This window comes from Streptomyces spectabilis (assembly GCF_008704795.1).
In the GTDB taxonomy this organism is placed as follows: domain Bacteria; phylum Actinomycetota; class Actinomycetes; order Streptomycetales; family Streptomycetaceae; genus Streptomyces; species Streptomyces spectabilis.
The window spans coordinates 1,246,983-1,273,778 of record NZ_CP023690.1 but is presented as its reverse complement, the minus strand read 5'-3'; the positions used below and the strand labels follow the sequence as shown (position 1 = coordinate 1,273,778).

The following is a 26,796-nucleotide window of genomic DNA, read 5'->3' as shown; positions in this document are numbered from 1 at the left end:
CGTTCATGGGGTGACCACCCGTACCGGGTGCTTGCGGGCGGGCGGCGGGGCGTCCGGGTCGACGGCCAGGGTGATGCGGTCACCGGCGTCCTCCACCACCTCGAAGCCGGCGAAACGGAGCGTGACCAGCATCTGCCGGTTGACGCCGGTGGGGACGAACTCCGCGACCGGGCGGCGGCCCGCCGCAAGGGACCGCGCGACGATGTGGTCGATGAGGACCGCGCCGACGCCGCGCGACATCACCCGGCAGGACATCAGGAGCAGTTCGAGCACGGTCGCGTCGTCCCGGAGCGAGGTGACTGCGAGCCCGATGGTGCCGTAGGAGCCGAAGCGGTCCGTGAGACCGGCGACGAGCACCTCGTGCCCGGGGTCCTCGCACAGACGGCGCAGCTCGTCCGGGCCGAAGGTGCGGCCGGTGGTGTTGAGCTGGTGCGTGCGCACGGTCAGTTCGTGCGCCCGGGCCAGGTCGGCTCCTGTGGCCCGCCGGACCGTGAGGACCAGGTCGAGTGAGGCCAGGAACGCCGCGGGCACTCCGGTGTGCTCGGCCTCCGCGGCCTTGCGCCGCCGCTCGGTGCGGTACAGGTCGCGCCGCCGCGCCGACTCCTGCGTCACGAACCGGGGCGTGAACTCCGCGTACGAGGTGAGGAGTTCGGCCTCGTGCGCCCGATAGCAGCGCACGTCCGGCAGCGCGGCGGCCACCTCGGCCCGCTCCACCGCGTCGTTGTCGATGAACGCGACCGTGTCGAGCCCGATGTCCAGCTCGGCGGCGATCCGCTCGACGGCCCCGGACTTGGCGCCCCAGCCCACCTCCAGGACGGTGAAGAGGGTGTCGAGCCCGTGCGCGGCCAGATGGGCGGCGGCGACGGCGTGCTCGCCGCGGCTGGCCACCGCGTGCAGGACCCCCCGCCGGTCCAGGGCGCGCACGGCCCGCACGGCGGCCGGGAACGGCTCGGGCGCGTCGCCTTCGAGGGCGACCCCGTCCCACAGCGTGTCGTCGAGGTCCCAGACCAGGCACTTCACCGTCGGCTCCGCGGCCCGCGCGCGGCCCGCGCCGGGCTCGGCAGCCGTTCCGTCCCGCGCTCCGCCGGTCCCCGCGCTCACCGGTGGTCCCCCTCTCGCTCCGGCCGCCGCGGGGCCGCCCGGTGTCCGTGGGCCCGCAGCAGGTGGTCGGCGATGTGCAGCTCGGACACCTGGGCCGAGCCTTCGATGATCTCCATGACCTTGGCGTCCCGGTAGCAGCGGCCCACCAGGCTGTCGGGGGCGCAGCCGGCCGCGCCCAGGACCTGCACCGCGCTCCCGGCCACCGAGGTGGCGGCGCGCGCCGCGGCGTACTTGGCGGCGACGGTCTCCGCGACGGCGTCCGGGTCACCGGCCGCGCGCAGGCGGGCGGCCCGCAGGCACAGCTCCCGGGCGGCGCGGCCGTCCACCACCGCGCGCCCCAGGAGCGAGCGCACCTGCTGGTGCTCGGCCAGGACCACCCCGCCCTGCGCGCGCCGCACGGCGTGCTCGGCGGCCGCCCGCAGACACGCCTCGGCCATCCCGACGCAGCCCCAGGCCACCGTGAACCGCCCGTGGTCGAGCGCGGTGCCCGCCACGTGCGACAGGCCGAACCCGGGCGGCGCGACCGCGTTCTCGGACGGTACGCGCACGGCGTCGAACCGTACGTGCGCCAACTGGGCGGCGCGCAGGCCGAGCTGGCCGCGCACCGGCTCCCGCCGCACGCCGGGCCGGTCCGCCTCGACGAGCACCGCGGCGGTGCGGCCGTCCGTGCGGCCCAGGACCAGGAACACGTCCGCGACCTCGCCGAAGGTGATCCAGCGCTTCTCGCCGGACACCGTGTACGTGTCGCCGTCCCGCTCGACCGCGGTGGTCACGGCTCCGAGGTCGCTGCCCGCCGCCGCCTCCGTCGCGGCGAAGGCGGCGGTCAGCTCGCCCCGGGCGAGCGCGGGCAGCCACCGCTCGCGCTGCCCGGCGGTGCCCCAGCGCAGCAGCGCGGCACCCACCATGCCCTGCACGGTGACCAGGGCGCGCAGCGAGCCGCACACGCCGCCGAGCCGGGCACACACCTCGCCGAGCTGCTCGGGCGCGGCGCCCAGTCCGCCGTGGCAGGGCGGCAGATCGGCGCCGAGCAGCCCGTCCCGCGCGAGCGCGCGGCGTACGTCGGCGGGCAGTTCGCCGCGCGCGTCCCAGGCGGCGGCGTCCCCGCGGACCGCGTCGGCGAACCGCGCCGCCAGGTCCGCGGGGTCGGCCGCGGTCGTGCTGGTCACGCCGCCGCGCCCCGGCTCGCGGCCTTCGCCAGGACGAAGTCGCGCAGCCTGCCGAGGGTGCGGAAGTGGTCCAGGTCGAGATCGTCGACGGTGACCTCGATGCCGTAGCGCTGCTCCACGAAGTTCACCAGCTCGATCGCGAACAGGGAGGTCACGAGGCCGAGGGCGAAGTAGTCCTCGTCCGGGCCCGGCTCCCGGCCCAGGGCGCCGGTCAGATACGTGCGCAGCCCCTCGGTCACGGCCGTCGCGTCGACGGCCTCCGTTGCGTTCGATGTGTCCATGCGGGCCCCTCTTTCTCACAGGTAGTGGGTCGTGGCGCCGTCGCCGATCTCCACCAGCAGCAGGCTCCAGGCGGCGACCGGGCTCGCGCTGAGCAGCACCGCGCGCTGCCCCTCGGCCAGGCCGCCGCGGTCGAGCTCCGTGCGGAGGTTCAGCAGGACGTCGTTCGGGCCGAGGTGCCCGTACCGGCGGAGGTTGTCGAAGCAGGTCGTGCTGATCTCGATGCCGAGGGCCTCCTCGGTGAACCGGAAGGTGCCTTCGGAGAGGTTGTGGCTGAGGTGGCGGGAGATGTCCCCGGGCGCCAGGCCGTTGCGGTCCAGGAGGCGCCGGTGCAGCTCGCGCAGGCGGATGCGGGACTCCACGGCGAGCCGGAAGGAGTACTGCGGGATGTCGCGGCACTCCTCGCGCCAGCGCGCGCTCGGCCGGTCCCGGTAGTCCACGCGGAACAGGTCCCAGTGGTCGCCGTTGGTCTCCTGCACGATGTCGAGCACGCGGACCGGGCCGCGGCGCGAGATCACCGCGGCGGCGCCGCCGTCGCCGCTGACCGTCACCGGATGGCGGTAGCGCAGGGGCGTGGGCGGCTTGCTGCCGTGCACGACCAGGACGTGGTCCAGGTCCCCGTCGGCGGCCAGCAGGCCCCGGGCCGTGAGCAGCGCCGGGGTGAGCGACACACAGCCGAGGCCGCCCACCGAGAAGGTCAGCGCGCGCTCCGCCCCGAGGAGCGCCTGGAGCCGGGTGGCCGCCGAACTCATCAGGGTGTCCGGGACGCGCGCGTCGATGAGGACGAGCGCGCCGAGTTCGGCCGCGGTGAGGTCCGCGTCCGACAGGGCCTGCCGGGCCGCGCGCACCGCCAGGTCGAACGCGGTCAGCGACTCGTCCGCGCGGACCTCGTCGATGCCGAGGCGCGCACAGGTCTCCCGCTCGCCGTCGCCGAGTTCCGCGAGCCCCGGCAGGTCCGCGACCGCGAGGACCCGGTCCGGCTGGTAGCAGGCGGCCGCCCTGATGGCCGTCGCCGGGGGCACTCAGCGGCCCTCGTCGGCGGCGAGTTCGGCGAGCGCCTCGACCAGGTGGTCGGCGAAGGCCTCCATGTCGGCGGCGGCGACCGAACCGCGGTGGATCACGCCGAGTTCGAGCGCCCCGCCCAGGATGTGCGTCTCCACGACGATCGGCACCTGGGTGAGCAGCGAGTGGGGCACGGCGACCAGGGTCATCGGCCGGGGCCGCACGTACGGGCCGCCCAGCTTCGTCAGGCCGTCGTTGCCGCTGGCCACGTGCTCGACCAGGACCGGCGGCTCGGACAGCGCGCGCACCCCCGCCACCGCCGGGGTCGCGGGGCTGAGGTGGCGCAGGACGCCGTAGCCGATGCCGTCGTTCGGCACGGAGCGCAGGGCGGTGTCCACGCCCGGCAGGGCGTCGGCGACCCCGGCGCCGGACGGGACGCGCAGATGGGCCGGGAAGAGATGCGTGAACCAGCCGACCGCGTCGCTCCGGTCCCCGCTCCACAGCGCGTTCGGGGAGCTGCCCATGCCGACGGTGCTCAGGAACGCGTCGGGCTCGCCGCGCCACCGGGACCAGGCCACGGCGACCGCGGCGAGCGCCGCGCTCTGGCCGGTGGGACCGGACTCGGTGAGCCGCGCCGCGACCCGGTCGGCGGCGACCCGGCGGCGCACGAGGCCCGCGGGCGCGTCCTGGGGGCCGTTCTCGGGCACGGGCCGCGCTCCGGCGCCCGCGCTCAGGACGCCCTTCCAGTACGGCAGTTCACCGGCCAGCTCGTCGGACGCGGCCATCGCGCGCAGCAGGTGCGTCCACGCGCGCCAGGCGGCCCGGCGCGGCGCCGCCGGGGCGTCGCCCGCGAAGGCCGCGTTGAGGTCCTCGACGAGCGGTACGAACGACGTGGAGTCGAAGACGAAGTGGTGGACCGCGAGGACGATCACACCGGGCCGGTCGGCACCCCGGTCGTAGAACCTGGCCCGAAGGACCGGGCCGCGCCCCGGGTCGACGTCCGCGAGCAGTTCGTCCAGGTCGGCCTCCAGATACGCCTGGAGCTGCTCCTCCTCCAGCGGCGGCAGCACCCGGTGGTCGACGACGCGGGCGCCCTCCCGCTCGGCGCACTCGATGCGCCAGCCCAGGCTGTTGTGCCGGAACCGGTAGCGCAGCGGCTCCTGGACCTCGACGAGGCGGTCGAAGGCCGCGCGCACCGCGTCCGCGCCGATGCCCGGGGCCGTCTCCAGGAGCAGGGGCGTGACGAAGTCCCGAGCCCCGTCGCGCGCCGTGGCGAGCAGGGCCTGCACCAGGGGCGCGGGCGGCACCGGCTCGCGCGGCGCGGACGCGGACGCGGCGGCGACGGGCCGGGGCGCGGCGTCGGGGACGGTGCCCTTCGCCGCGACCGCGGCGAGGTCGCGCAGGGTCGGATGGCTCAGCACGTCGTGCGGGGTCAGCGGCAGACCGGCCCGGGTGGCCCGCGATGCGATGCCCACGCTCAGCAGCGAGTCACCGCCGATGCGGAAGAAGTTGTCGTCCGGCGCCACCCGCGCGACGCCGAGCAGGTCGGTCCAGATCCCGGCGAGGACCCGCTCGGCCTCCCGCCCGGCGTCGTCGAGGACCGCCCCCGGGGTCACCGCCGTGACCACCGCCGTCAGTTCGTTCGTCGTGTCGCGGTCGGCCATGTCCCTCTTCCTCATCGTCCGGCGGTCGAGCTTTCCGTTGCTCGTGCGGGGCAGTGCGGCATGGCGCAGGACCCGGCCGGGCACCATGTACTCCGGCAGCGCCCCGGCCGCCCACCGGGTCAGCTCGGCCTCGCCCGGCACGTCGTCGCCCGCGACGTGCGCCACCAGGAGCGGGGCGCCGGAGGGCCGGTGCGCGGCGTGGACGAGCGCTTCGCGTACGCGCGGGTGCGCGAGCAGCGTGCGCTCGACCTCGGCCGGTTCCACGCGGTGGCCGCGCAGTTCGAGCTGGTCGTCGGCGCGGCCGTGGAACTCCAGGGTGCCGTCGGCGCGGACCAGGGCCAGGTCACCGGTGCGGTACATCCGCGCCCCCGGCTCGTCCGCGAAGGGGTCGGCGACGAACCGGGCCGCGGTCGGGCCCGGCCTGCCGTGGTAGCCGCGGCCGACGTGGGCGCCCCCGGCGTAGACCTCGCCGCGCTCGCCCCGCGCCACGGGGCGCAGGCGGGAGTCAAGGACGTGGACACGGACGTTGGGCAGCGGCCTGCCGATGTCCGGGACGACGTCGGGGGCCGCCCCGGCGTCGGCGACCGGGCCCCCGGTCACGCAGAAGGCGCACTCGGTCGGCCCGTAGATGTTGTGCACCGCGAAGGGCGTCCGGCGCGGCGGACGCACCCGCAGCCGGTCGCCGCCCGTGAGCACCAGGCGCAGGCCGGGAGCGGGCTCGTCGGGCAGCTCCGCGAGGACCGTCTCGGCCAGCGGCGTCGGCATGCAGGCCACGGTGACGCGGTGCTCGGCCAGGTCGCCGAGGAGCTTGTCCGGGGTCTGCAGCGGGTCCGCGACGAAGTACAGCGCGGTGCCGTGGTACAGGGCCGCCATGACCTCGAACATGGCCATGTCGAAGCCCGCGGCGGCCAGTTGCGCGACGCGGTCCCCGGGCCCGATCCCGAACGTGTCGCCGTACCACGTCAGGACGTTGAGCAGCCCGCCGTGCTCGACCTCGCAGCCCTGCGGGCGCCCGGTGGAGCCCGAGGTGTGGACCACGTACGCCAGATTGCGCGGGCCCGCCCGCAGTGGTGGCGCGCCGTCCCCGTCCGGGCCCGCGTCCGTGTCCGGGCCCGGCTGCGCCACGGCGTCGGCGATGCGCAGGACCGGGACGCCCTCGGGGACCGTGATGGTCATGCCCTCGCCCAGGACCACGGCGGCGGCGCCGACCCCGGCGAGCACGGACCGCACCCGGCGCTCGGGGACGGCCGGGTCGAGCGAGGCGACGGCCGCCCCCGCCTTGTGGACGCCGAGCCAGCCGACCACCAGGTCGGCCCCGCGCGCGGCGAGCACCGGGACGACGCCGTCCGGGCCGACGCCGTGCGCGACGAGCCGCCGGGCGAGGCGGTTCGCGCGCCGGTCGACCTCCTGGAAGGTGTGCTCCCCGGCAGCGTCGATCACCGCGACCTCGTCCGGGCGCCGCGCGGCGTGCTCCTGGAAGACCTCACAGACCAGGCGCGTGTCCGGGAGCGCGCGGCGCTCCCCGACGAGCAGGGAGGACTCGACGCCGCCGGTCCCGCCGAGGAGCGGCGCGAGGTCCGCGAGCGGCCGGTCCGGGTCGCTCATCACGGCCTCGGCGATGCCCTGGAAGAGGCCGACCAGGCGGTGCGCGGTCGCGGCGTCGAACAGGTCGACCGCGTACTCCAGGTACGCGTCCATGGGGCTGTCGTCCTGGTCGTACAGGCCGAAGGTGAGGTCGAACTTGGCGGTGCCCGGGGCGACTCCGGAGACCCCGGCGAGGTCGCCCCGCAGGGCCACGGGGCGCAGCCCCTCCAGGTCCAGGGACGCGGCGACGGTGTTCTGGTGCGTGTAGCAGACGGTGAACACCGGATGCCGTGACGGGTCGCGGTGGCCGGCGTCGGCGACGATCCTCGCGAACGGGATCTCCTCGTGGTCCAGGACCCCGGTGGCGGTGGCCGCGCACCGCGCGACCAGCTCGCGGAAGCCGATCCCCGGATCGACCTTCGTGCGGAACGGCAGCAGGTTGTTGAAGTAGCCGATCAGGTCGTGCGTCGCGGGGTTGAACCGGCCCGTCGTCGCCGCGCCCACCACCACGTCACGCCGGCCCGCCCACAGGTGCAGCAGGGCGTCGACCACGGCGAGCATGGTGACGAAGCTCGTGGTGCTCTCGCCGACGCTGAACGCGCGCAGGCGCCGGGCGAGTTCCTCGTCGAGCGCGAACTTCACATAGCCGCCGCGGTACGACTGCGCGGCCGGGCGCGGCCGGTCGAGCGGCAGCTCGGGAACGTCCAGGTCGCGCAACTGCCGACGCCAGTACGCGAGCCCGCGCTCCATGCGCTCCGCGTCCAGCCACCGCCGCTGCCAGGCCGCGAAGTCCGCGTACTGGACGGGCAGTTCGGGCAGCTCGGCCCGGCGCCCGGCGATCCGGGCGCCGTAGCAGGCGGACAGCTCGCGGAAGAACACGGCGGGGGCCCAGCCGTCGAAGGCGATGTGGTGCACGGTGTGCAGGACGACGTGGTCCCGCTCGGCGACCCTGACCACCACCGTGCGCAGGAGCGGGCCCCGCCCGAGGTCGAAGGGCGCCGTCGCCTCCGCCGTGATCGTGCGGGACAGCTCCTCGGTGCGCCGCTCCTCGGGCAGCGCGCCGAGGTCGACGAACTCCACCTGTGGCGCGGCCGTGTCGGCCACGGCGTACGGACGGCCGTCCTCGTCCAGGATGCGGGTGCGCAGCACCTCGTGCCGGTCCACCACGTCGCCCAGGGCGCCGCGGAACGCGCCGAAGTCGAAGTCGCCGACGTAGCGGGTGTTGGCGGGGATGTTGTACAGCGGGCTGCCCGGGTTCAGCCGGTCCAGGTACCACAGCTGCTCCTGGTTGAAGGAGAGCGGCAGACGGCCGGGGCGCGGCAGCGGGGTGATCGTCCAGTCGTCCCGTCCGGGGCTCGTCGCGCGCACGGCGTCGATGCGCGCGGCGAGGGCGCGCAGGGTGGGGTTCCGGTGCAGGTCGGCGAAGGTCAGACGGGCGCCGAAGCGCTCCTCGGCCGCGCGCAGCACGGTGATGCCCGCGATGGACGTGCCGCCCAGCTCGAAGTAGTTCGAGCCGGGGCCGACCTCGTCGGCCTTGAGGACGTGCTTCCACAGCGCGGCCAACTCGGCCTCGGTGGCGCCCGGTTCGGCCTGCCGCGCCGGTACGGGCGACGGGGCGGGCGCGGGCTCCGGTGCGTGCGTCGGCAGCGGCCCGCCCGGCGGCAGACACCAGCAGGACACCGCGTCGGCGTCGAACGGGTAGGTCGGCACCTCGATGCGGCGGGCCCCGGTCCCGGCGTAGTACGCGTTCCAGTCGATGTCCGCGCCGAGCGCGTAGAGCCCGGCGAGCGCGGAGAGCACGCCGTCCCGCGTGGGGTCGGCGTAGAGGCGGACGACGGGCAGCTCGGGGGCCACCCGGGAGATCTCCAGTGCCAGGGTGCCGTCCGCGGCCAGCTCGACCACCACGGCGCCCTCGTCGACGAGGCCGCGCGCCGCGCGCCGGAGCCCGGCCTCGTCGACCTGGCTCGTGATCGGCGTGTCCGCGGCCGCGCGGCGGGCCTCGTCCGCCGTCGCCGGGCGCTGCGCGGACCGCACCGCGAGGTTGCCGACGCCGGAGCCGACCAGGCGTGCGGCGGACAGGCCGAGGGCGCGCGCGAGGCGGTGGCCCGCGAGCTGCCGGTCGAAGAGACGGGCGCCCGGCGGGCCGTCGTCCGTGCCGCCGTCGGCGTCGGCGAGTGCGGGGAAGGCCGCGCTCAGGGCCGCCCAGGTCCCGTCGCCGAGTTCGGCGTCGCCGGAGAAGAGCAGCACGAGGGGGGCCGCCGCGGCCGGTTCCCGCTCGGCGTGGGGCGCCGCGCGCAGGGCGGCGGCCAGCTCGCGGCGGTCGCGTGCGGTGCCCGCCCAGCGGTACGGGTGGTCGTCGCGGCCCCGGTTCAGGGCGTGGGCGATGTCGGAGAGCCGGTGCCCGGTGGAGTCGAGGAAGTCGGCGACGCGCTCCGCGTAGGCGGCGAGCGCCCGGGGGGACTTCGCGGAGAGGGTGACGAGCTCGGTCCCCGGCTCCGGCGCGGCGGGCGCGGGCGGCGCGGCGGGCGGCTCCTCGACGACGGCGTGCACGTTGGTCCCGGTCAGGCCGAAGGAGCTGACGCCCGCCCGGCGGGGCGTGCCGGGGGCGGGCTCCCAGGCCCGCGCCGCCGCGTCGACGCGGACCGGGCCGCTGAAGTCGATCAGCGGGTTGGGCGCGCTGAAGTTCGGGTTCGGGTAGCGCGTGCCGTGCCGGAGCCCGGCGAGGACCTTGAGGAGTCCCGCGATCCCCGCGGCGTGGTTGATGTGGCCGATGTTGCCCTTGATGCTGCTGATTCCACACGGTTCACCGGGCCCGGGCCCGGGCCCGGCCCCGGCTTCGGTGAAGGCCTGCCGCAGCCCCTCGGCCTCGATCACGTCGCCGAGCCGCGTGCCCGAGCCGTGGCACTCCACGTAGGCGGGCGGTGCCCCGCCCGCCTGCCGCCAGGCCTCGACGATCGCGGCGGACTGGGCCCGGGCGCTGGGCGCGCTCATGCTCGTGGCGCGGAAGCCGTTCTGGTTGACGGCGACACCGCGCACCACGGCGTGGACGTGGTCGCCGTCGGCGAGCGCGTCGGAGAGCCGCTTGAGCACGACGAGCCCGCCGCCCTCACCGGCGGTGGAGCCGTCCGCGGCGGCGTCGAAGGGGCGGCACACCCCGTCGGCGGACACGATGCCGAGCAGGGGCACGTAGTCGCGCTCGCGGATCAGCACCGGATACAGGCTGAGCCCGCCCGCGACCGCCAGGTCCGCCCGCCCGTCGCGCAGCTGGTCCACGGCGACGGCGAGCGCCGTCAGGCTGCCGCTGCACGCGGTGTCCACGACGAGGGCGGGCCCGGCGAAGTCGAAGAGGTAGGAGATCCGCGCGGCCGTGGCCGACGGGTGCGAGCCGAGGACCTGCTGCGGGTCGTCGTCCGGGTACAGGCCCGCGTAGTGCGGCTCGGGCGCGCTGAGAACGACGGCGGTCCGCGAGCCCTTCAGGTCGCGGGGCGCGTAGCAGGCGTTCTCGATGGCCCGGTGGGCGAGCTGGGCGGTCATGCGCTGGTGCGGGTCCATCAACTCGGCCTCGCGCCGCGACAGGTCGAAGAACCGGTGGTCGAAGAGGTCGATGCGGTCCAGATAGGCCAGGGGGAGGTAGCCGGCGTCCGCGGGCGCCCCCGCGTAGTGGGCCCGGTCGCGGCCCGGCGCGCGGACGCTGACCCGGCCTTCGAGCAGGTTGCGGTGGAGGGCGTCCAGGTCGTCGGCGTCGGGCAGGGCGAGGGCCACCCCGATGACCGCCACGGCCTCCCGGCCGGAGGGGCTCGGGTGCGTCATGGCTCGTACCTCATAGCTCGTACCTCGTTTCGTAGGAGGGTTCGCCGAGAGGGCGGCCGTCGACCAGGCGGGCCATCGCCTCGACCGTGGTGTGCTCGAACAGGGCGCTCAACGGCACCTCGCGCGGGCCGAGTCCGGCCAGGCGGCGGCTGAGCGCGAGGAGGGAGAGGGAGGTCCCGCCGGCCTCGAAGAACTTCTCGTGCACCCCGACCTCGTCCCGGTCGAGCAGCTGCGCCCAGATCGCGGCGACCGCCCGCTCGGTGTCCGTGCGCGGCCGCACCGGGGCGGTGGCGGAGCCGGTGCCGGGTTCCGGGGGAGCGGGCAGGGCCCGGCGGTCCACCTTGCCGTGCGGGGTGAGCGGGAAGGCGTCGTGCGCGACGAACGCGGCGGGCAGCATGTACGGCGGCAGCCGCCGGGCCAGATGGGCGCGCAGGCCCTCGGGGGCGAGGGGGCCGACGGGAGCGGGAGGGCCCTCGGCGGCGGCCCCGGCGCCCGTGGCCCGCCCGCCGGGCTCCGCGTGCCCGCTCGGCTCTGCGGCCTGCCTGCCGGGTTGCCCGGTCCGCTGGCTGGGTTCCGCGGTTTGTCCGCCGGACTCCGTGACCTGCCCGCCGGGTTCTGTGGCTCGGCCGCCGGACTCTGCGGTCTGTCCGCCGGGTTTTGCGGTCTGACCGCCGGGCCCCGTGACCTGCTCTCCGGACTCCGCGGCTTGACTGCCGGACTCCGTGACTTGTTCGCCGGGTTTTGCGGTCTGTTCGCCGGACTCCGCGGCTCGACCACCCGACTCCGTGACCTGCCCACCGGACTCCGCGGCTCTACCGCCCGACTCTGTGACCTGCCCGCCGGGTTTTGCGGTCTGTCCGCCGGACTCCGTGACCTGTCCTCCGGATTCCGCGGCTTGACTGCCGGACTCTGTGACCTGTCCGCCGGGTTTTGCGGTCTGTCCGCCGGACTCCGTGACCTGTCCTCCGGATTCCGCGGCTTGACTGCCGGACTCTGTGACCTGTCCGCCGGGTTTTGCGGCCCGATCGCCGGGCCCCGTGACCTGTCCTCCGGATTCCGCGGCTTGACTGCCGGACTCTGTGACCTGTCCGCCGGGTTTTGCGGCCCGATCGCCGGGCCCCGTGACCTGCCCTCCGGACTCCGCGGCTTGACTGCCGGACTCCGTGACCTGTCCGCCGGGTTCTGCGGCCCGACCGCCGGACTCCGTGACCTGCCCGCCGGGTTCTGCGGCCCGACCGCCGGGCCCCGTGACCTGCCCTCCGGACTCCGCGGCCCGACCACCGGCCCCCGCGGCCGGAACGACGTGGGCGACGAGCCGCTTTCCGCCGCCGCCCGGGCTCTCCCGGGCGACCACGACCGCCCCGCCCACCCCCGGATGCGTCAGGAGGGCCGCTTCCACCTCACCGGGCTCGACCCGGTAGCCGCGGACCTGCACCTGGTCGTCGACGCGCCCGCGGAACAGCAGCTCGCCGTCCGCCGTCCACACCACAACGTCCCCGGTGCGGTACATGCGCGCGCCGGGCGCGCCGAACGGGCAGGCCACGAACCGCTCCGCGGTGAGCGCGGGTCGCCGCACATAGCCGCGCGCCAGGCCCGAACCGGCGAGGTACAGCTCGCCCTCCACGCCGGGCGGCACGGGGCGCAGCAGGTCGTCGAGCACGTACGCGCGCGTGTTGTCGAGGGGCCGTCCGATCGGGACCGTCGGGCCGAGCCGGTCGGCGGCGGTGAACCGGCGGCAGGTGGCGAACACCGCGGCCTCCGTCGGCCCGTACCCGTTGACGACGACGGCCTCCGGCCGGTCGCGCAGCAGCCGCGCCACCGTCTCCACGGGCAGCGCCTCGCCGCCTGCCCACACCTCGCGCAGCCCGCCGAGGCAGTGCGGGTGGGCGTCGGCGAGCAGGGACAGCAGGCCCGGCGTGAGGAGGAGCGCGGTCACCCGCCGCTCGGTGATGACCGCCGCGTACGTGTCGACGTCCAGCCTGCCGGCGGGTGCGAGGACGATCGTGCCGCCGTTCAGGAGCGGCACCCACAGTTCGTAGACGGCCATGTCGAACGTCGGCGTGTTGTGCAGCAGCACCCGTTCCTGGGCGCCGCCCGCCCAGACCCGGTCCGCCGCCAGGTCCACCACGGCGCGGTGGCCGACCCCGGAGCCCTTGGGCAGGCCCGTGGACCCGGACGTGTGGATGACGTAGGCGAGCCGGTCCGGCCGTCCCCCGTCCGGCAGGTCGTCGTCCGCCTCGCCCGCCACGGCCGCGACCGTGTCCGGGGCGTCGACGACGAGGCGCGGCCAGGGGCCGTCGGGCAGGTCGGCCGCCACCCGGGACGCGGTCACGAGGAGCGCCGGGCGCGTATTCCGCAGCAGCGACGCCAGGCGCTCCGGCGGATGGTCGTGCGCCAGCGGCACGTACGCGCCCCCGGCCTTCAGGACGGCGAGCACCGCCACCACGTACTCCGGGGACCTCGGCACGGCGAGGGCCACGGCCGACTCCTGCCCCACGCCGTGCCGCACCAGGACGCGGGCGAGCCGGTTGGCCCGCGCGTTCAGCTCCCGGTACGTCAGTGACGCGTCGCCGGACACCACCGCGACGGCGTCCGGCGCGGCGGCGACCCGCCGTTCGAAGAGCGCGGGGACCGTCACCGGCGGGGTGGGCGCCGCGGTGTCGTTCACCTCGCGCAGCAGGTCCCGCTCGGTGTCCGTGAGCGCGTCCAGGGCGTCGAGCCGCACCCCGGGGTCCGCCGCCAACCGGCCGACGAGACGCGTGAACCGGTCGGCCAGCGCCTGCGCGGTGCTCCGGTCGAACAGGTCGGCGGCGTACTCGACGAGCCCGTACAGGCCCTGCCCCGGCTGCCGGTCGCCCGGCGACGGCTCGTCGACCTGGAAGAGCAGGTCGAACTTCGCGGTCCCCGTCACGACCGGCTCCGGGGCGGCCTTCAGCTCGGCGAGTTCGATGTCGCCCAGGCCCCGCTGCCAGGAGAACATCACCTGGAACAGGGGGTGGTGGGCGGTGGAGCGCTCCGGGTTGAGGTCCTCGACGAGCCGCTCGAAGGGCAGGTCCTGGTGGTCGTACGCGGTCACGGCCTTGTCCCGCACCTGCCGGACCACGTCGTCGAACGACGGGTCGCCCGACAGGTCGGCCCGCAGCACCCAGGTGTTGACGAAGAAGCCCACGAGGTCCGCGAGGCCTTCGTCGGTGCGCCCGGCGATGGAGGAGCCCACGGTGAGGTCGTCGCCGCCGCCCATCAGGTGCAGCAGGACCGCGAGGGCGGACTGGAGCACCATCGGCACGGTCGCGCCGTGCGCGCGGGCCACGTCGTCGAGCGCCGACCGCACCTCGGGAGCGAGCCGGAACGCGACGGTGTCGCCGCGGTGGCTGGCCACCGGCGGCCGCGGCCGGTCGGCGGGGAGCCGCAGTGGCTGCGGAGCACCGGCCAACTCATCGCGCCAGTAGGTGAGTTGGGTCGAGAGCAGGCTGTCGGGGTCGGTCTCGTCGCCGAGCAGTTCGCGTTGCCACAGGGTGTAGTCCGCGTACTGCACGGGGAGTTCGGCCCACCGGGGCGGGTCGCCCCGGCGCCGGGCGGCGTAGGCGGCGGCCAGGTCGCGGGCCAGGGGCCGCATGGACTCGCCGTCGGCGGCGATGTGGTGCAGGAGCAGCACCAGCACGTGCTCGTCGGGGGCGCAGCGCAGCACGCACACCCGGACCGGAAGCTCCGCCGAGAGGTCGAAGCCGCGGCCCACCACCTCGGACACCGTCGCGGTCACCGCGTCCGGCGCGACGTCGCGCACGGGCACGTCGAGCACGACGTCGCCCGCCTCCACGACGACCTGCGCCGCCACGCCCCGGTCGTCGGTGACGAACAGCGTGCGCAGGCTCTCGTGCCGCCCCACCACGTCCCGCACCGCCGCCGCGAGCGCGGGCACATCGAGGTCGCCACGGAGCCGGACCACGAGCGGCAGATGGTACGTCGGCAGCGGTTCGAGCGCGTCGAGGAACCGCAGGCGGTGCTGGGCGAACGACAGCGGCACCCGGGCGGGACGCGCGTCGGCCCGCCGCAGGACCGGTCGCGCCGACCGCGCCTGCGCGACCGCGTACCCGGCCAGGCGCGCCACGGTCGCCGACGCGAACACCACCCGGATCGGAACGTCCACGCCCAGAGACGTACGCATCCGGTTGGCGAGCCGGGTGGCCAGCAGGGAGTGCCCGCCCAGGTCGAAGAAGCTGTCGTCGATCCCCACGGGCGCGGCCCCGACGTTCTCCGCCCCGAGCACCTCGGCGAACAGCGCGCACAGCAGCCGCTCCTGAGGGGTGCGCGGCGCCCGGTAGGCCGTGGTGCGGGCCGGTTCGGGGCGCGGCAGCGCCGTGCGGTCGAGCTTGCCGTGCGGGGACAGGGGGAGCCGGTCGAGCAGGACGAAGGCGGCGGGGACCATGTAGTCCGGCAGCAGCCCGGTGAGGAAGGCCCGCAGCTCGGCGGGCGGCGGCCCGTCGCCGCCTTCGGCGGGGACGACGTACGCGACGAGGCGGCGCGCCGCGGCGGCGCCCCGGACGACCACGGCCGCCCGGCCGACCCGGGGGTGGGTGGCGAGGGCGGCCTCGATCTCGCCGGGTTCGACGCGGTAGCCGCGGATCTTGACCTGGGCGTCGGCGCGGCCCGCGTACTCCAGCTCGTCCCGGGCGTTCCAGCGGGCCAGGTCGCCCGTGCGGTACATGCGGGTGCCCGGGGGACCGAACGGATCGGCGACGAACCGCTCGGCGGTGCGGGCGGCGCGGCGGTGGTAGCCCCGGCCGACGCCCGCGCCCGCCAGGTACAGCTCGCCGGTGGCGCCGTGGGCGACCGGGGCCAGGCCGGGGCCCAGGACGTAGGCGCGCACGTTGCCCAGCGGGCGGCCGACCGGAACCCCGCGGGAGTAGCCGCGGCCGGGGTCGAGGACGTGGGAGGTGGCGTAGAACGCCTCGCTCGGGCCGTAGCCGTTGACGATCCGGATCCGGGGCCAGTGCGCGCGGACGCGCTCGACCAGGGCCGGCGGCAGCGCCTCGCCCCCGAGGGCGAGGGTCCGGGGGCGGACGCGGTCGCCGATCCGGTCGACGAGCTCCGCGAAGGCCGACGGCACGGAGCTGATGACGTCGACGTCCCAGGCGGCGCGCTCGGCGAGGGCGAGCACGTCACGGACGATCTCGACGCGGCCGCCGGTGACGAGGGTGCAGAAGACCTCGAAGGCGGCCATGTCGAAGCCGATGGAGGTGCCGGTCAGCATCCGCCAGCCGGGCGCCCCGACCTGCTCGGCCAGGTCGGCGAACGGGTTGACGAGGTTGGCGTGGGTGAGGGCCACGCCCTTGGGCCGCCCCGTCGAACCGGACGTGGCGATGACGTACGCCAGGTGCTCGGGGCGCGGGCGGCGCGGCGGCTCCGGTGTGTCGTCCGCGAGGCCGGGGCCGGTGAGGTCGTCGAGGAGGACGGCCCGGGTGCCCGTCGCGGGCAGCCGCCCGGCCGTCGCGGCGTCGGTGAGGATCAGCTCCGGGCGCACGTCGGTGAGGATGTGGCCGAGGCGGGTGCCGGGGTGCTCCGGGTCGAGCGGCAGATACGCGCCGCCCGCCTTGAGGATGCCCAGGGCACAGACGACGAGGTCCGCGGAGCGCGGCAGGGCGAGCGCCACGACGGTCTCGGGGACCACGCCGAGCCCCGCGAGGGCGCGCGCGAGCCGGTCGGCGCGGGCGTCGAGCCGGGCGTAGGTGTGGGACACCTCGCCGCAGACCACCGCGAGCGCGTCCGGCCGCCGCCGGGCCTGCTCCTCGAAGAGGTCGACGACGGTCCGCTCCGGCGCCCCGACGGCCGTGTCGTTGAGCGTGTGCAGCAGCCGCTCCCGCTCCGCCGCCGTCAGCACCTGGAGCCTGCCGACCAACGCGTCCGGCCGGGCGGCCAGTTGGGTGAGCACGTGCTGGAAGCGGTCCGCGATGTCGCGGGCCGCGTCGTGGCCGATCACGTTCCGCTGGTGCTGGAGCGTGAGGCGCAGCCACGGGTCGGCGGCGGCCATCACGGTCAGCGGGTAGTGCGAGCCGGACAGCGGGCGGATGCCGGTGACCTCGATGCCCGCGGCCGCGTTCGCCTCGCCGAAGCCGACCCGGTCCACGGGGTAGGACTCGAAGGCGACGAGGGTGTCGAAGAGCACGTCCGTGCCCGTGACCCGGTGGATCTCGGTCAGGCCGCAGTGGTGGTGGTCGAGCAGCGCCGCCTGTCGGTCCTGGAGGCCGGTGAGGACCTCGGCGACGCTGTCGGCGGGCGCGCACCGCACCCGTACCGGCAGTGTGTTGATGAACATCCCGGCCATCGCGTCGACGCCGGGCACCGCCCCGGGACGGCCGGACACCGTCGCGCCGAACACGACGTCGGCCCGGCCCGTCAGACCGCCGACGAGCAGTGCCCAGGCGCCCTGCACCACGGTGTTCAGGGTGACGCCGAGGTCGGCCGCGCGGGCGGCGAGACCCCGCGCCAGGTCCACGGGGACGGGCACCTCGACCTGGCCGAACCCCGCGTCCCGCGCCGTCCCGGGCGCGGCCCGAGCCACCGGCGTGAGCAGCGTCGGCTCCGTCACCCCCGCCAGCTCGTCGGCCCACGCCCGGGCCGCGGCCTCCCGGTCCTGCGCGCCGAGCCACGTCAGGAAGTCCCGGTACCGCGGCGCCCGCGGCAGCGCGGAACCGTCGCCTCCGGCCCCGTAGAGCCGCAGCAGATCCTGGGTGAGGACGGGCAACGACCAGCCGTCGAACAGCAGGTGATGAGCCGTCAGGACTAGTTCGTACCGCCGCGCCGCGCGGCGCACCAACGCCATCCGCAGGAGCGGGGGCGCCGCCACGTCGAAGGGCTGCCGCGCGTCGTCGGCCAGCAGCGCCTCGAAGGCCGCGTCGGGGCCCGCCTCCGCCGCGCCGCCGTCCCCCGTCAGGTCCACCTCGCGCCACGGCAGCTCCGCCCCGTCCACCACGACCTGTACGGAGTCCCCGTCGGCCCCCGCGACGAAGGCCGTCCGCAGGTTCGCGTACCGGTCGAGGAGCGCCTGTCCGGCCGCGCGCATCCGGGCGGCCGCCACGTGCCCGCGCAGATGGAGGACGAACTGCACGTGGTACGCGTCCGGCTCGCCGTCGGCGTACAGCGTGTGGAACAGCAGGCCCGACTGGAGCGGGGTGAGCGGCCAGACCTCCGCGAGCCCCGGGTACCGGCGCTCCCAGACCTCGATGTCGCGCTGGCGCACCGGCACAAGCGGCACGTCCGAGGGCGTGAGCCCGCCCGCTCCAGGCCCTTCGGCGTGGCGCGCGAGCCCGCCGAGGGCGGCGGCCCACAGCTCCGCGAGTTCCCGCACCAGGGCCCGGGGCACCGCGCCCGTGGCGAACTCGAACTCCGCGTCGAGGCACGGCCCTCGCGCGGTGTCGGTCACCATCGAGTTGATCTGCACCGCGGCGAGCGCGGGCATGTCGGCGGCCGCCCCTGCGGTCGGCCCGCCGAGCCCGGCGACCTGGGTGAAGCCGAGGCCATGCAGCCGCTCGGGCATGTCGGCGGGGGAGAACCGGCCCAGGTAGTTGAAGCCGATCTGCCCGGTGGGGCGCGGGCCGAGCACGGCCGCGGTGCGCGGGTTCAGCTCGCGCAGCAGCCCGTAGCCGATGCCGCCGTCGGGCACGGCGACGAGCTGCTCCTTGACGGCCTTGACCGCGCCGCCCGCCGCCGCGCCGCCCGCGAAGGCCTCGTCGACGTCGCACCCGGACACATCGAGACGGACGGGGAACGCGCTGGTGAACCAGCCGACCGTGCGCGACAGATCGGCGCCGGGGACCGCCGCCTCCTCGCGCCCGTGGCCCTCGAGCATCAGCAGGAGCGAGGGCTCGTCGACCCCGCGCGCCCGGCGCAGCCGGGCGACCGCGAGGGCGAGCCCCGCGAGCAGACCGTCGTTGACCCCGCAGCGGAAGGCCGCGGGCAGCGTGGTCAGAAGCGCTTCGGTGACAGCGGCGGGCAGCCGCAGGCGCACCGTGTCCACCGTGGTCCTGACGTCCACCGCCGGGTCGAACCCGCGGGTGCCGAGCACCGGGTCGGGGCCCTCCACGACGGCCAGCCACCGGGGCAGTTCGGCCGCCCTGCGGTCGCTGTGCGCCGCCGCGACGAGGGCGTGCGCCCACCGCCGGTACGACGTGCCCACCCCGGGCAGCACGGGGGTCCGGCCCGCGCGCACGTCGGCCCAGGCCGCCGCGAGGTCCGGAAGCAGCACGCGCCACGACACGCCGTCCACCACCAGGTGGTGCAGCACGACGAGGAGCCGCCCCGCGCCCGCCGCCGGGCCCGGGTCGAACCACACGAACCGCGCCATCACCCCGGCCGCCGGATCGAGGAGGCCCGCCGCCGCGTCCCGCTCCGCCGCGACGGCGCGCCGCCACCACGCGTCGTCCGCCGCGTCCCCGTGCCCGGCGTGCTCGACGCGGCGCAGCAGCGTGCCGCAGTCCACCGGGCCCGGCGCCCCGACCAGCAGCCCCTCGCCCGCGTCGCCGGCGGTCACCAGGCGCGAGCGCAGCACGTCGTGGTGGGCGACGACCGCGTCCAGGGTAGCGAGGAGCCCGGCCCGGTCGATGCCCTCGGGCAGGTCGAGGAGGACCGACATGGCGAACCGGTCGAGGGAGCCGCCGCGCTCGCGGACGTACCGCGCGATGGGCGGCAGCGGCAGGAACCCCGCACCGCCGCCGTCGAGTTCGGCGAGGGCCGGGGGCTCCACGCCGCCGTCGGGCCCGGCGGGCGCGAGCCGGGCGAGCTCGGCCACCGTCCGGTGCTGGAAGACCTGGCGCGGTGTGACGTCCACGCCCCGCGCCCGGGCGCGGGAGACCACCTGGATCGAGCGGATGCTGTCCCCGCCCGCGGCGAAGAAGTCGTCGTCGACACCGACCCGGTCCCGGCCGAGCACGTCGGCGTACACGTCCGCCAGGACCTGCTCACGCCGCGTCCGAGGCGCCCGGTAGGAGCCGGTGGTGAACTCCGGCTCCGGCAGCGCGGCGCGGTCCGGCTTGCCGCTCGGCGTCAGCGGCAGCCGGTCGAGCAGCACGTACGCCGCCGGGGCCATGAACTCCGGGAGCCGGTCCGCCACGAACCTGCGCAGCTCCGCCGCGCCCACGCCGACGTGGAAGTCGATGTCGCCGACGCCCGCGATGCCGCCCTCGCCGACGCGGACGACGTACGCCGCGAGGCGCCCGCCGCCGCCCGGTCCCGGGCGGGCCACCACCACGGCTCGGGCCACGCCGGGGTGCGCGGTCAGCGCGGCCTCGACCTCGCCCGGCTCGATCCGGAACCCGCGCACCTTCAGCTGGGCGTCGGTGCGGCCCCGGTAGACGAGGCGGCCTTCGCCGGTCCAGGCCACGAGGTCGCCGGTGCGGTACATGCGGTCCCCGGGCCCGCCGAACGGGCAGGCGACGAAGCGCTCCGCGGTCAGGGCGGCGCGGCCGAGATAGCCGCGGGCGAGCCGGTCGCCCGCGATGTACAGCTCGCCCGGCACGCCTGCCGGGACCGGGCGGAGCGCCGCGTCCAGGACGTACAGGCGGGTGCCGTCGAGCGGCCGCCCGATCGGTACGACCGCGCCGACGTCGGCCGCCGTACGCACCCTGTGCGCCGACGCGGCCATGGTGGCCTCCGTCGGGCCGTAGGCGTCGACGACCGCGGTGCCCGGGCAGGCGGCCAGGACGCGCCGGACCGCGGCCGGGGGCACCACGTCGCCACCGGCCCACACCTCGCGGACGCCCGTGAACGCCTCGGGCAGCTCCTCGGCCACCACCTGGAAGAGGCCCGCCGTCACCAGGAGCCCGGTCACCCGGTGTTCGGCGATCACCGCCGCGAGGGCCGCCGGGTCCGGGGAGTCGCCGGGCGCCACCACGACCGTGCCGCCGTTCAGGAGCGGCACCCACAGCTCGTAGGTGGCGGCGTCGAACGCCTGCGTCGAGTGCATCAGGACGCGCTCGTGACCGGTGCCCGCGTACGCGCGGTCGAGGGCGAGCCGCACCACGCCGCGGTGCGTGACGCCGACGCCCTTCGGCGTGCCGGTGGAACCGGAGGTGTGCATCACATAGGCGAGGTGCTGCGGCGACAGCGCGGCCGTGCGTTCCGGACCGGGGCCGGTGCGGAGTTCCACCTCGTCCAGGAGCAGCAGCCCTGGGACGTCGGACGGCAGGACGTGCCGCGTCGCCGCGTCGGTCAGGACGAGCAGGGGGCCCGCGTCCGCGAGGACCAGGCCGAGACGGGCGCTCGGATACCGGGGGTCGATCGGCACATAGCCCGCACCGGCCTTCACGACGCCCAGGAGCGCGACGACGAGCTCCGCCGAGCGCGGCAGCGCCACGGCCACCAGCACGTCGGGCCCCGCCCCGCGCCGCACGAGCGCGCGGGCGAGCCGGTCGGCCCGCGCGTTCAGCTCCCGGTACGTCAGCGACGTCTCGCCGCACACCACCGCGACGGCGTCCGGCGCGGCGGCGGCCCGCCGCTCGAACAGCGCCGGGACGGTCACGTCGGGCGTGCTCACCTCCGTGTCGTTGAACGCGCGCAGCAGCCGCTCCCGCTCCCCGGGCCCCAGCGGGTCCACCGCGCCGATCCGCGCCCGCGGATCGGCGGCCAACCGCCGTACGAGGTGCGTGAAGCGAGCCGCGAGGGCCTCGGCGGTGCCCCGGTCGAACAGGTCGGTGGCGTACTCCAGAGCGCCCACGACTCCGCGCCCCGGCGTGTCGGCGAGCGCGAACACGAGGTCGAACTTCGCGGTCCGGGTGGGCACGAGCGCGAAGGCCGACCGAAGGCCCGGCACGTCGAAGACCTCGTGATCCGTGGTGCGCCAGGAGAACATCACCTGGAACAGGGGGTGGTGGGCGGTGGAGCGCTCCGGGTTGAGGTCCTCGACGAGCCGCTCGAAGGGCAGGTCCTGGTGGTCGTACGCGGTCACGGCCTTGTCCCGCACCTGCCGGACCACGTCGTCGAACGACGGGTCGCCCGACAGGTCGGCCCGCAGCACCCAGGTGTTGACGAGGAACCCGACCAGCTCCCCGAGCCCCTCGTCGGTCCGCCCCGCGATCGGCACCCCGAGGGTGAGATCGTCGCCGCCGCCCATCAGGTGCAGCAGGACCGCGAGGGCGGACTGGAGCACCATCGGCACGGTGGCGCCCTGCGCCCGCGCCACCGCTTCGACGGCGGCCAGGACGTCGGCTTCCAGGGCGAACGCGACGGTGTCGCCGCGGTGGCTGGCCACCGGCGGCCGCGGCCGGTCGGCGGGGAGCCGCAGTGGCTGCGACACGCCTGCCAACTCACCGCGCCAGTAGGCGAGTTGGGTCGAGAGCAGGCTGTCGGGGTCGCCCTCGTCGCCGAGCAGCTCGCGTTGCCACAGGGTGTAGTCCGCGTACTGCACGGGCGCGGCGGCCCAGTGCGGTGCGGCGCCCCGGCGCCGGGCGGCATAGGCGGCGGCCAGGTCGCGGGCCAGGGGACGCATGGACTCGCCGTCGGCGGCGATGTGGTGCAGGAGCAGCACCAGCACGTGCTCGTCGGGGGCGCTGCGCAGCACGCACGCCCGGACCGGAAGCTCCGCCGACAGGTCGAACCGGTACGCGACTTCCTCCGCCACGGCGGCGTCCACCGCGTCCGGCGCGACGTCCCGTACGGGTACGTCGAGCACGACGTCGCCCGCCTCCACGACGACCTGCGCGGCGGTGCCCCGGTCGTCCGCCACGAACCGCGTGCGCAGGCTCTCGTGCCGCCCCACCACGTCCCGCACCGCCGCCGCGAGCGCGGGCACGTCCAGGCCGCCGCTCAGGGGCAGGGCGTACGACAGGTTGTACGTCGCCGAAGGGCCCTCGTAGCGGTGCAGGAACCACAGGCGGTGCTGGGCGAACGACAGCGGCACCCGGGCGGGCCGCGCGTCGGCCCGCCGCAGCTCCGGGCGGGACGACCGCGCCGCCGCGCCCAGGCGCTCCGCGAGGCGCGCCACGGTCGCCGACTCGAACACCGCCCGGATCGGGACGTCCACGCCCAGGACCGCGCGCGCCCGGTTGACCAGGCGTGTGGCCAGCAGGGAGTGCCCGCCGATGTCGAAGAAGCTGTCGTCGATCCCCACCCGCTCGACGCCGAGCACCTCGGAGAACAGCGCGCACAGGGCCCGCTCCCTCGGGGTGCGCGGAGCCCGCCCCCGCTCCGCCGCGCCGCCGGGCTCGGGCGCGGGCAGCGCACGCCGGTCCAGCTTCCCGTTCGGGCCCAGCGGCAGCGCGGCGAGGGGCACGACCACCGACGGCACCATGTACACGGGCAGCCGCTCGGCCACGAAGGCCCGCAGCTCCCCGGCGGTCGGCGCGGCCGTGCCCGCCACGGGCACCGCATAGCCCACGAGCCGCCGGTCGCCGCCTCGCTCGTCGGCGACCACGACCGCCCGTGCCACGCCCGGGTGCTCGCTCAACGCGGCCTGGACCTCGCCGGGTTCGACGCGGAAGCCGCGGATCTGGACCTGGTCGTCGGCCCGCCCGTGGAAGACCAGCTGGCCGTCGTGGCGCCGGGTGACGACGTCGCCGGTGCGGTACATGCGGCGGCCGGGCGCCCCGTACGGGCAGGCGACGAAGCGGCCCGACGTCAGCCCCGGGCGGCCCGGATAGCCGCGCGCCAGGGACGCGCCCGCCACGTACAGCTCGCCCGCGACGCCCGGGGGCACGGGGCGCAGCGCGTCGTCGAGGACGTAGAGGCGGGTGCCGGCGACGGGGCGGCCGATGGGCGGGGTGCGGCCGTCGGGGACGAGCGGGTCGCTGAAGGTCACGATGGCCGTGGTCTCGGTCGGACCGTAGGCGTTGACCAGGTCCCGGCCACCGGCCCACGCGGTCACGAGCTCGGGCGTGGCCGCGTCCCCGCCGACCGCGAGGGAGACAACGGTGGGCAGCGACCCGGCAGGAAGGGCGCCGAGCACCGCGGGCGGCAGGAACACGTGCGTGACGCGCCGCGCGGCGATCGTCCCGGTCAGCGGAGCTCCGGCAGCCAGCTCGTCCTCCGGTACGAGGACCAGCGTGGCGTCCGTGAGCAGCGCCATGCACACCTCGTACACCGACACGTCGAAGCTGGGCGACGCGAACTGCAGCACGCGCGCGGCGGCCGTGAGGCCGAGCCGCCGCCGCTGCGACGCGACGAGCGCGGCCACGCCGGAGTGGGTGACGGCCACGCCCTTCGGCCGTCCGGTCGAGCCCGACGTGTAGATGACGTACGCCGTGTTCGCGACGGACAGCGGTCCGCCGCGCTCGTCGTCGGTGACCGGCCGGTCGTCGAGCCGCGCCACCGACGCCAGGGTCCGCGGGTCGTCCCACCGCAGGACGGGCACGGCCACGTCGGGAAGCCGTGCCGCCGTCGCCGCGTCCGTCACGACGAGCAGCGCGCCGGAGTCCGCGAGCAGGTACGCGATCCGGTCCGGGGGATAGGCGGCGTCCACCGGCAGATAGGTCCCGCCCGCCGTCAGCACGGCGAGCAGCGTCACCACCAGGTCGGGCGAGCGCGACAGCGACACCGCGACCACCGTCTCCCGCGTCACGCCCCGCCGGATCAGCTCGCGCGCGAGGCGGTTGGCGCGCGCCTCCACCTGCGCGTACGTCAGCGCGTCGGAGCCGTACTCAAGGGTCACCGCGCCCGGGTGCGCGGCGGCGCGCCGTGCGAAGAGCCCGGGCAGGGTGTCCGCCGCGACCGGGGGAGCGGTCTCGTCGTGCCCGGCCGAAAGGTCCGCGCGCTCGGCGGGCGCGAGCAGGTCGAGGCGGGCGACCGTCGTGCCGGGGTCGGCGGCGATCTGCTGGAGGACGCGCGCGAGCCGGTCGGCGACGTCCTGGGCGGCGCGTCGGCCGATGAGGGGCCGCCGGTACTGGAGCGTCAGGCGGAGGCGCGGCTCGGTGGTGACGGCCACCGTCAGCGGGTAGTGGGTGTCGGCGCTCGCGCGGACGCCGGTGACCGCGAATCCGGCGCCGTGCTCGTCGCCGTGGACCACGGCGTAGGACTCGGACGTCACCAGGGTGTCGAACAACAGGCCCGTGCCGGTGGCCCGTTGGATGTCGGCGAGGCCGCAGCCGTGGCCGGGCAGCGCGTCCTGCCGCTCCCGCAGGTCGCGCACCACGTCCGCCACGGTGGCCGTGGGCGCGAGGCGCACCCGCACCGGCAGCGTGTTGACGAAGAGGCCGACCATCGCGGCCGCCCCGGGCACCGCCTCCGGCCGCCCGGGCACGGTGGTGCCGAAGACGACGTCCCGTCGCCCGGTCAGGCCGCCGATGAGCAGGGCCCAGGCGCCTCGCACCAGCGTGTCCGGGGCGACGCCCAGTTCCTCGGCCCGCAGGGCCAGGGCGCGCACGGTCGGCTCGGTGAGGGCGACTTCGGCCTCGCCGGTGTCCGCGGTGGCTTCGGCCTCATCTGTCTGGCTGACCTCTCTGGCCTCATCGGCCCTGCCAGCATCACCAGTCCCACCGGCCTCTCCGGTGCCCGAGGCATCAGCCGTCGCCACCACCGGAGCCAGCAGCGTCGGCTCCGCCACCCCGGCCAGTTCCCCGGCCCAGGCCCGCGCGGCGGCCTCCCGGTCCTGCCCGGACAACCACACCAGGAATTCTCGGTATGCGGGCCTTCGCGGCACCGAGGAGCCGTCTCCGCCCACCGCGTACAACCGCTGGATGTCGCCGACCAGATACGGCAGCGAAAGACCGTCGAAAAGGACGTGGTGAGCCGTCACCACGAGTGCGTGCAGCTCTTCTCCCGTCCGTATCAATGCCATCCGCAGCAAGGGCGGAACGCCCACGTCGAAAGGCGTCCGCGATTCCTCGGCCAACAACTCGGCAAAGGCCCTGTCGACAGGTGAATCCGCTCCGCTCTCCAGCAAGTCGACGGCGCGCCAGGGCAGTCTCACCCCGTTCACCACGACTTGTGCCGGATCCCCGTCTGAACCGGCCACGAAAGCCACGCGCAGATTCGCGTGCCGGTCGAGGAGAGCCTGCCCGGCCGCCCGCATGCGATCGGCTTCCACCCGCCCCCGCAGACGCATGACGAACTGCATCCGGTAGGCGTCCCGCGCGGAGTCGCCGAGCTGCGCGTGGAAGAGCAGCCCCGACTGCAAGGGTGTCAGCGGCCACACCTCAGCGAGGCCCGGATGGCGCCGCTCCCACGCGTCGAGGTCGCGCGGATCCACCGGAGCCAGGGACACCGCCACCGCCCCCACCCGCCGCTCGGGCGCGGCCGCTACCTGGCGCACGACCCGCGCGAACTGCCGCGCGAGCGCCGCCGCCTCCCGGCCGCCGACCGCGCCGCTGTCGTACTGGAGCAGGCAGACCACCGGGCGGTGCAGCCCGAACGGAAGGCCGCCGCTGTCCGCGTCCGCCTCCCGGTCCCGCAGCCACCGCGTCAGCGTGGCGAACGACGGGTCGCCCTCCCACAGGTCCGCCGGTATCGCCGGGGCGCTCTCGACGAGCCACACCCCGCAATCCGCGGCACACCCTGCGACCGGCAGGCCCAGCGCCGGGCCCGCGCCGCCGCCGCCGCGCCCGCGTCGCAGGAGCACCGCGAACGCCGCCCGCAGCAGCGCCGAAGCCGTGACCCCACAGACGCGGGCCGCCTCGTCGATCGTGTGCAACAGGTCGTGATCAAGGCCGAATTCCACCGTGCCGACGGCGCGGGGCGCCCCCTCGGGCCCGTCCGAGCGCGCCTGCTCCGGCATGCCGCCGCCCCGCCGCCGGGCGGCGTACGCGGCCTCCAGATCCCGTACGAGCGGGGCGAGCAGCCCCTCGCCGTGCGGCGGCACGGCGAGGCTCACCAGATGCTCGTCCGCCACGCGGCGCGGCTCCCCGGTGCCGTCGTCGTCCGTGACGTCCCGCACGGCCGACGCCAGTGCCTCCGTGTCCAGGGCGCCGCGCAGGCGCAGCTCCAGCGTCCGTCCGCGCCGTTCCTCGTCGTTCGCGCGGCGTTCCGTGAACCACGCCCCGCGGCGCACCGAAGGAAGAGGGATCACCTGCGTCTGCTCCTGTTCGTCGCATTCCGGATCGGCCCCGATGGATCCGATCCGCCCCGCTGCTGACGCGCGAATTCCTGCAACGTGCCGTGATTTCCGCCTGCTCCGGAGTGAAAGAGCGGCAACTCATCTGTACCGGCAGTGGTTTTGCCTACCCCGGCGGTTCTCGGTCGATTCCGGAGAGCTGCCCCTACAGGCCCCT

At 76.1% G+C, this 26,796-nt stretch carries 6 protein-coding genes; all 6 read right to left on the bottom strand.

Annotated features, from left to right (window positions below):
- Positions 1-3 precede the first annotated feature (3 nt).
- The 6 genes from CP982_RS04865 to CP982_RS04840 are packed head-to-tail and all read right to left on the bottom strand — an operon-like array spanning position 4 to position 26,594.
- Entirely contained in the window at positions 4-1,101 is a 1,098-nt protein-coding gene (locus tag CP982_RS04865; protein WP_170316359.1) for an HAD-IIIC family phosphatase, read from the bottom strand.
- Positions 1,098-2,267 (bottom strand): acyl-CoA dehydrogenase family protein, encoded by a 1,170-nt coding sequence (locus tag CP982_RS04860; protein WP_150509339.1) that lies wholly within the window; start codon positions 2,265-2,267, stop codon positions 1,098-1,100. The genes CP982_RS04865 and CP982_RS04860 overlap by 4 nt, the downstream gene beginning before the upstream one ends.
- Complete coding sequence (locus CP982_RS04855; RefSeq protein ID WP_150509338.1) at positions 2,264-2,548, bottom strand: acyl carrier protein; 285 nt, start codon at positions 2,546-2,548, stop codon at positions 2,264-2,266. Before CP982_RS04855 ends, CP982_RS04860 begins: the two co-directional genes overlap by 4 nt.
- A gap of 15 nt (positions 2,549-2,563) precedes the next feature.
- The gene (locus CP982_RS04850; protein ID WP_150509337.1) at positions 2,564-3,568 is read right to left on the bottom strand and encodes a ketoacyl-ACP synthase III family protein; all 1,005 of its coding nucleotides are present in this window, start codon (positions 3,566-3,568) and stop codon (positions 2,564-2,566) included.
- On the bottom strand, positions 3,569-10,606 hold the full coding sequence (locus CP982_RS04845; RefSeq protein WP_150509336.1) for a non-ribosomal peptide synthetase: 7,038 nt from the start codon (positions 10,604-10,606) through the stop codon (positions 3,569-3,571).
- A gap of 10 nt (positions 10,607-10,616) precedes the next feature.
- Positions 10,617-26,594, bottom strand: coding sequence for a non-ribosomal peptide synthetase (locus CP982_RS04840; protein ID WP_150509335.1), 15,978 nt, complete (start codon positions 26,592-26,594; stop codon positions 10,617-10,619).
- Positions 26,595-26,796: the final 202 nt, after the last annotated feature.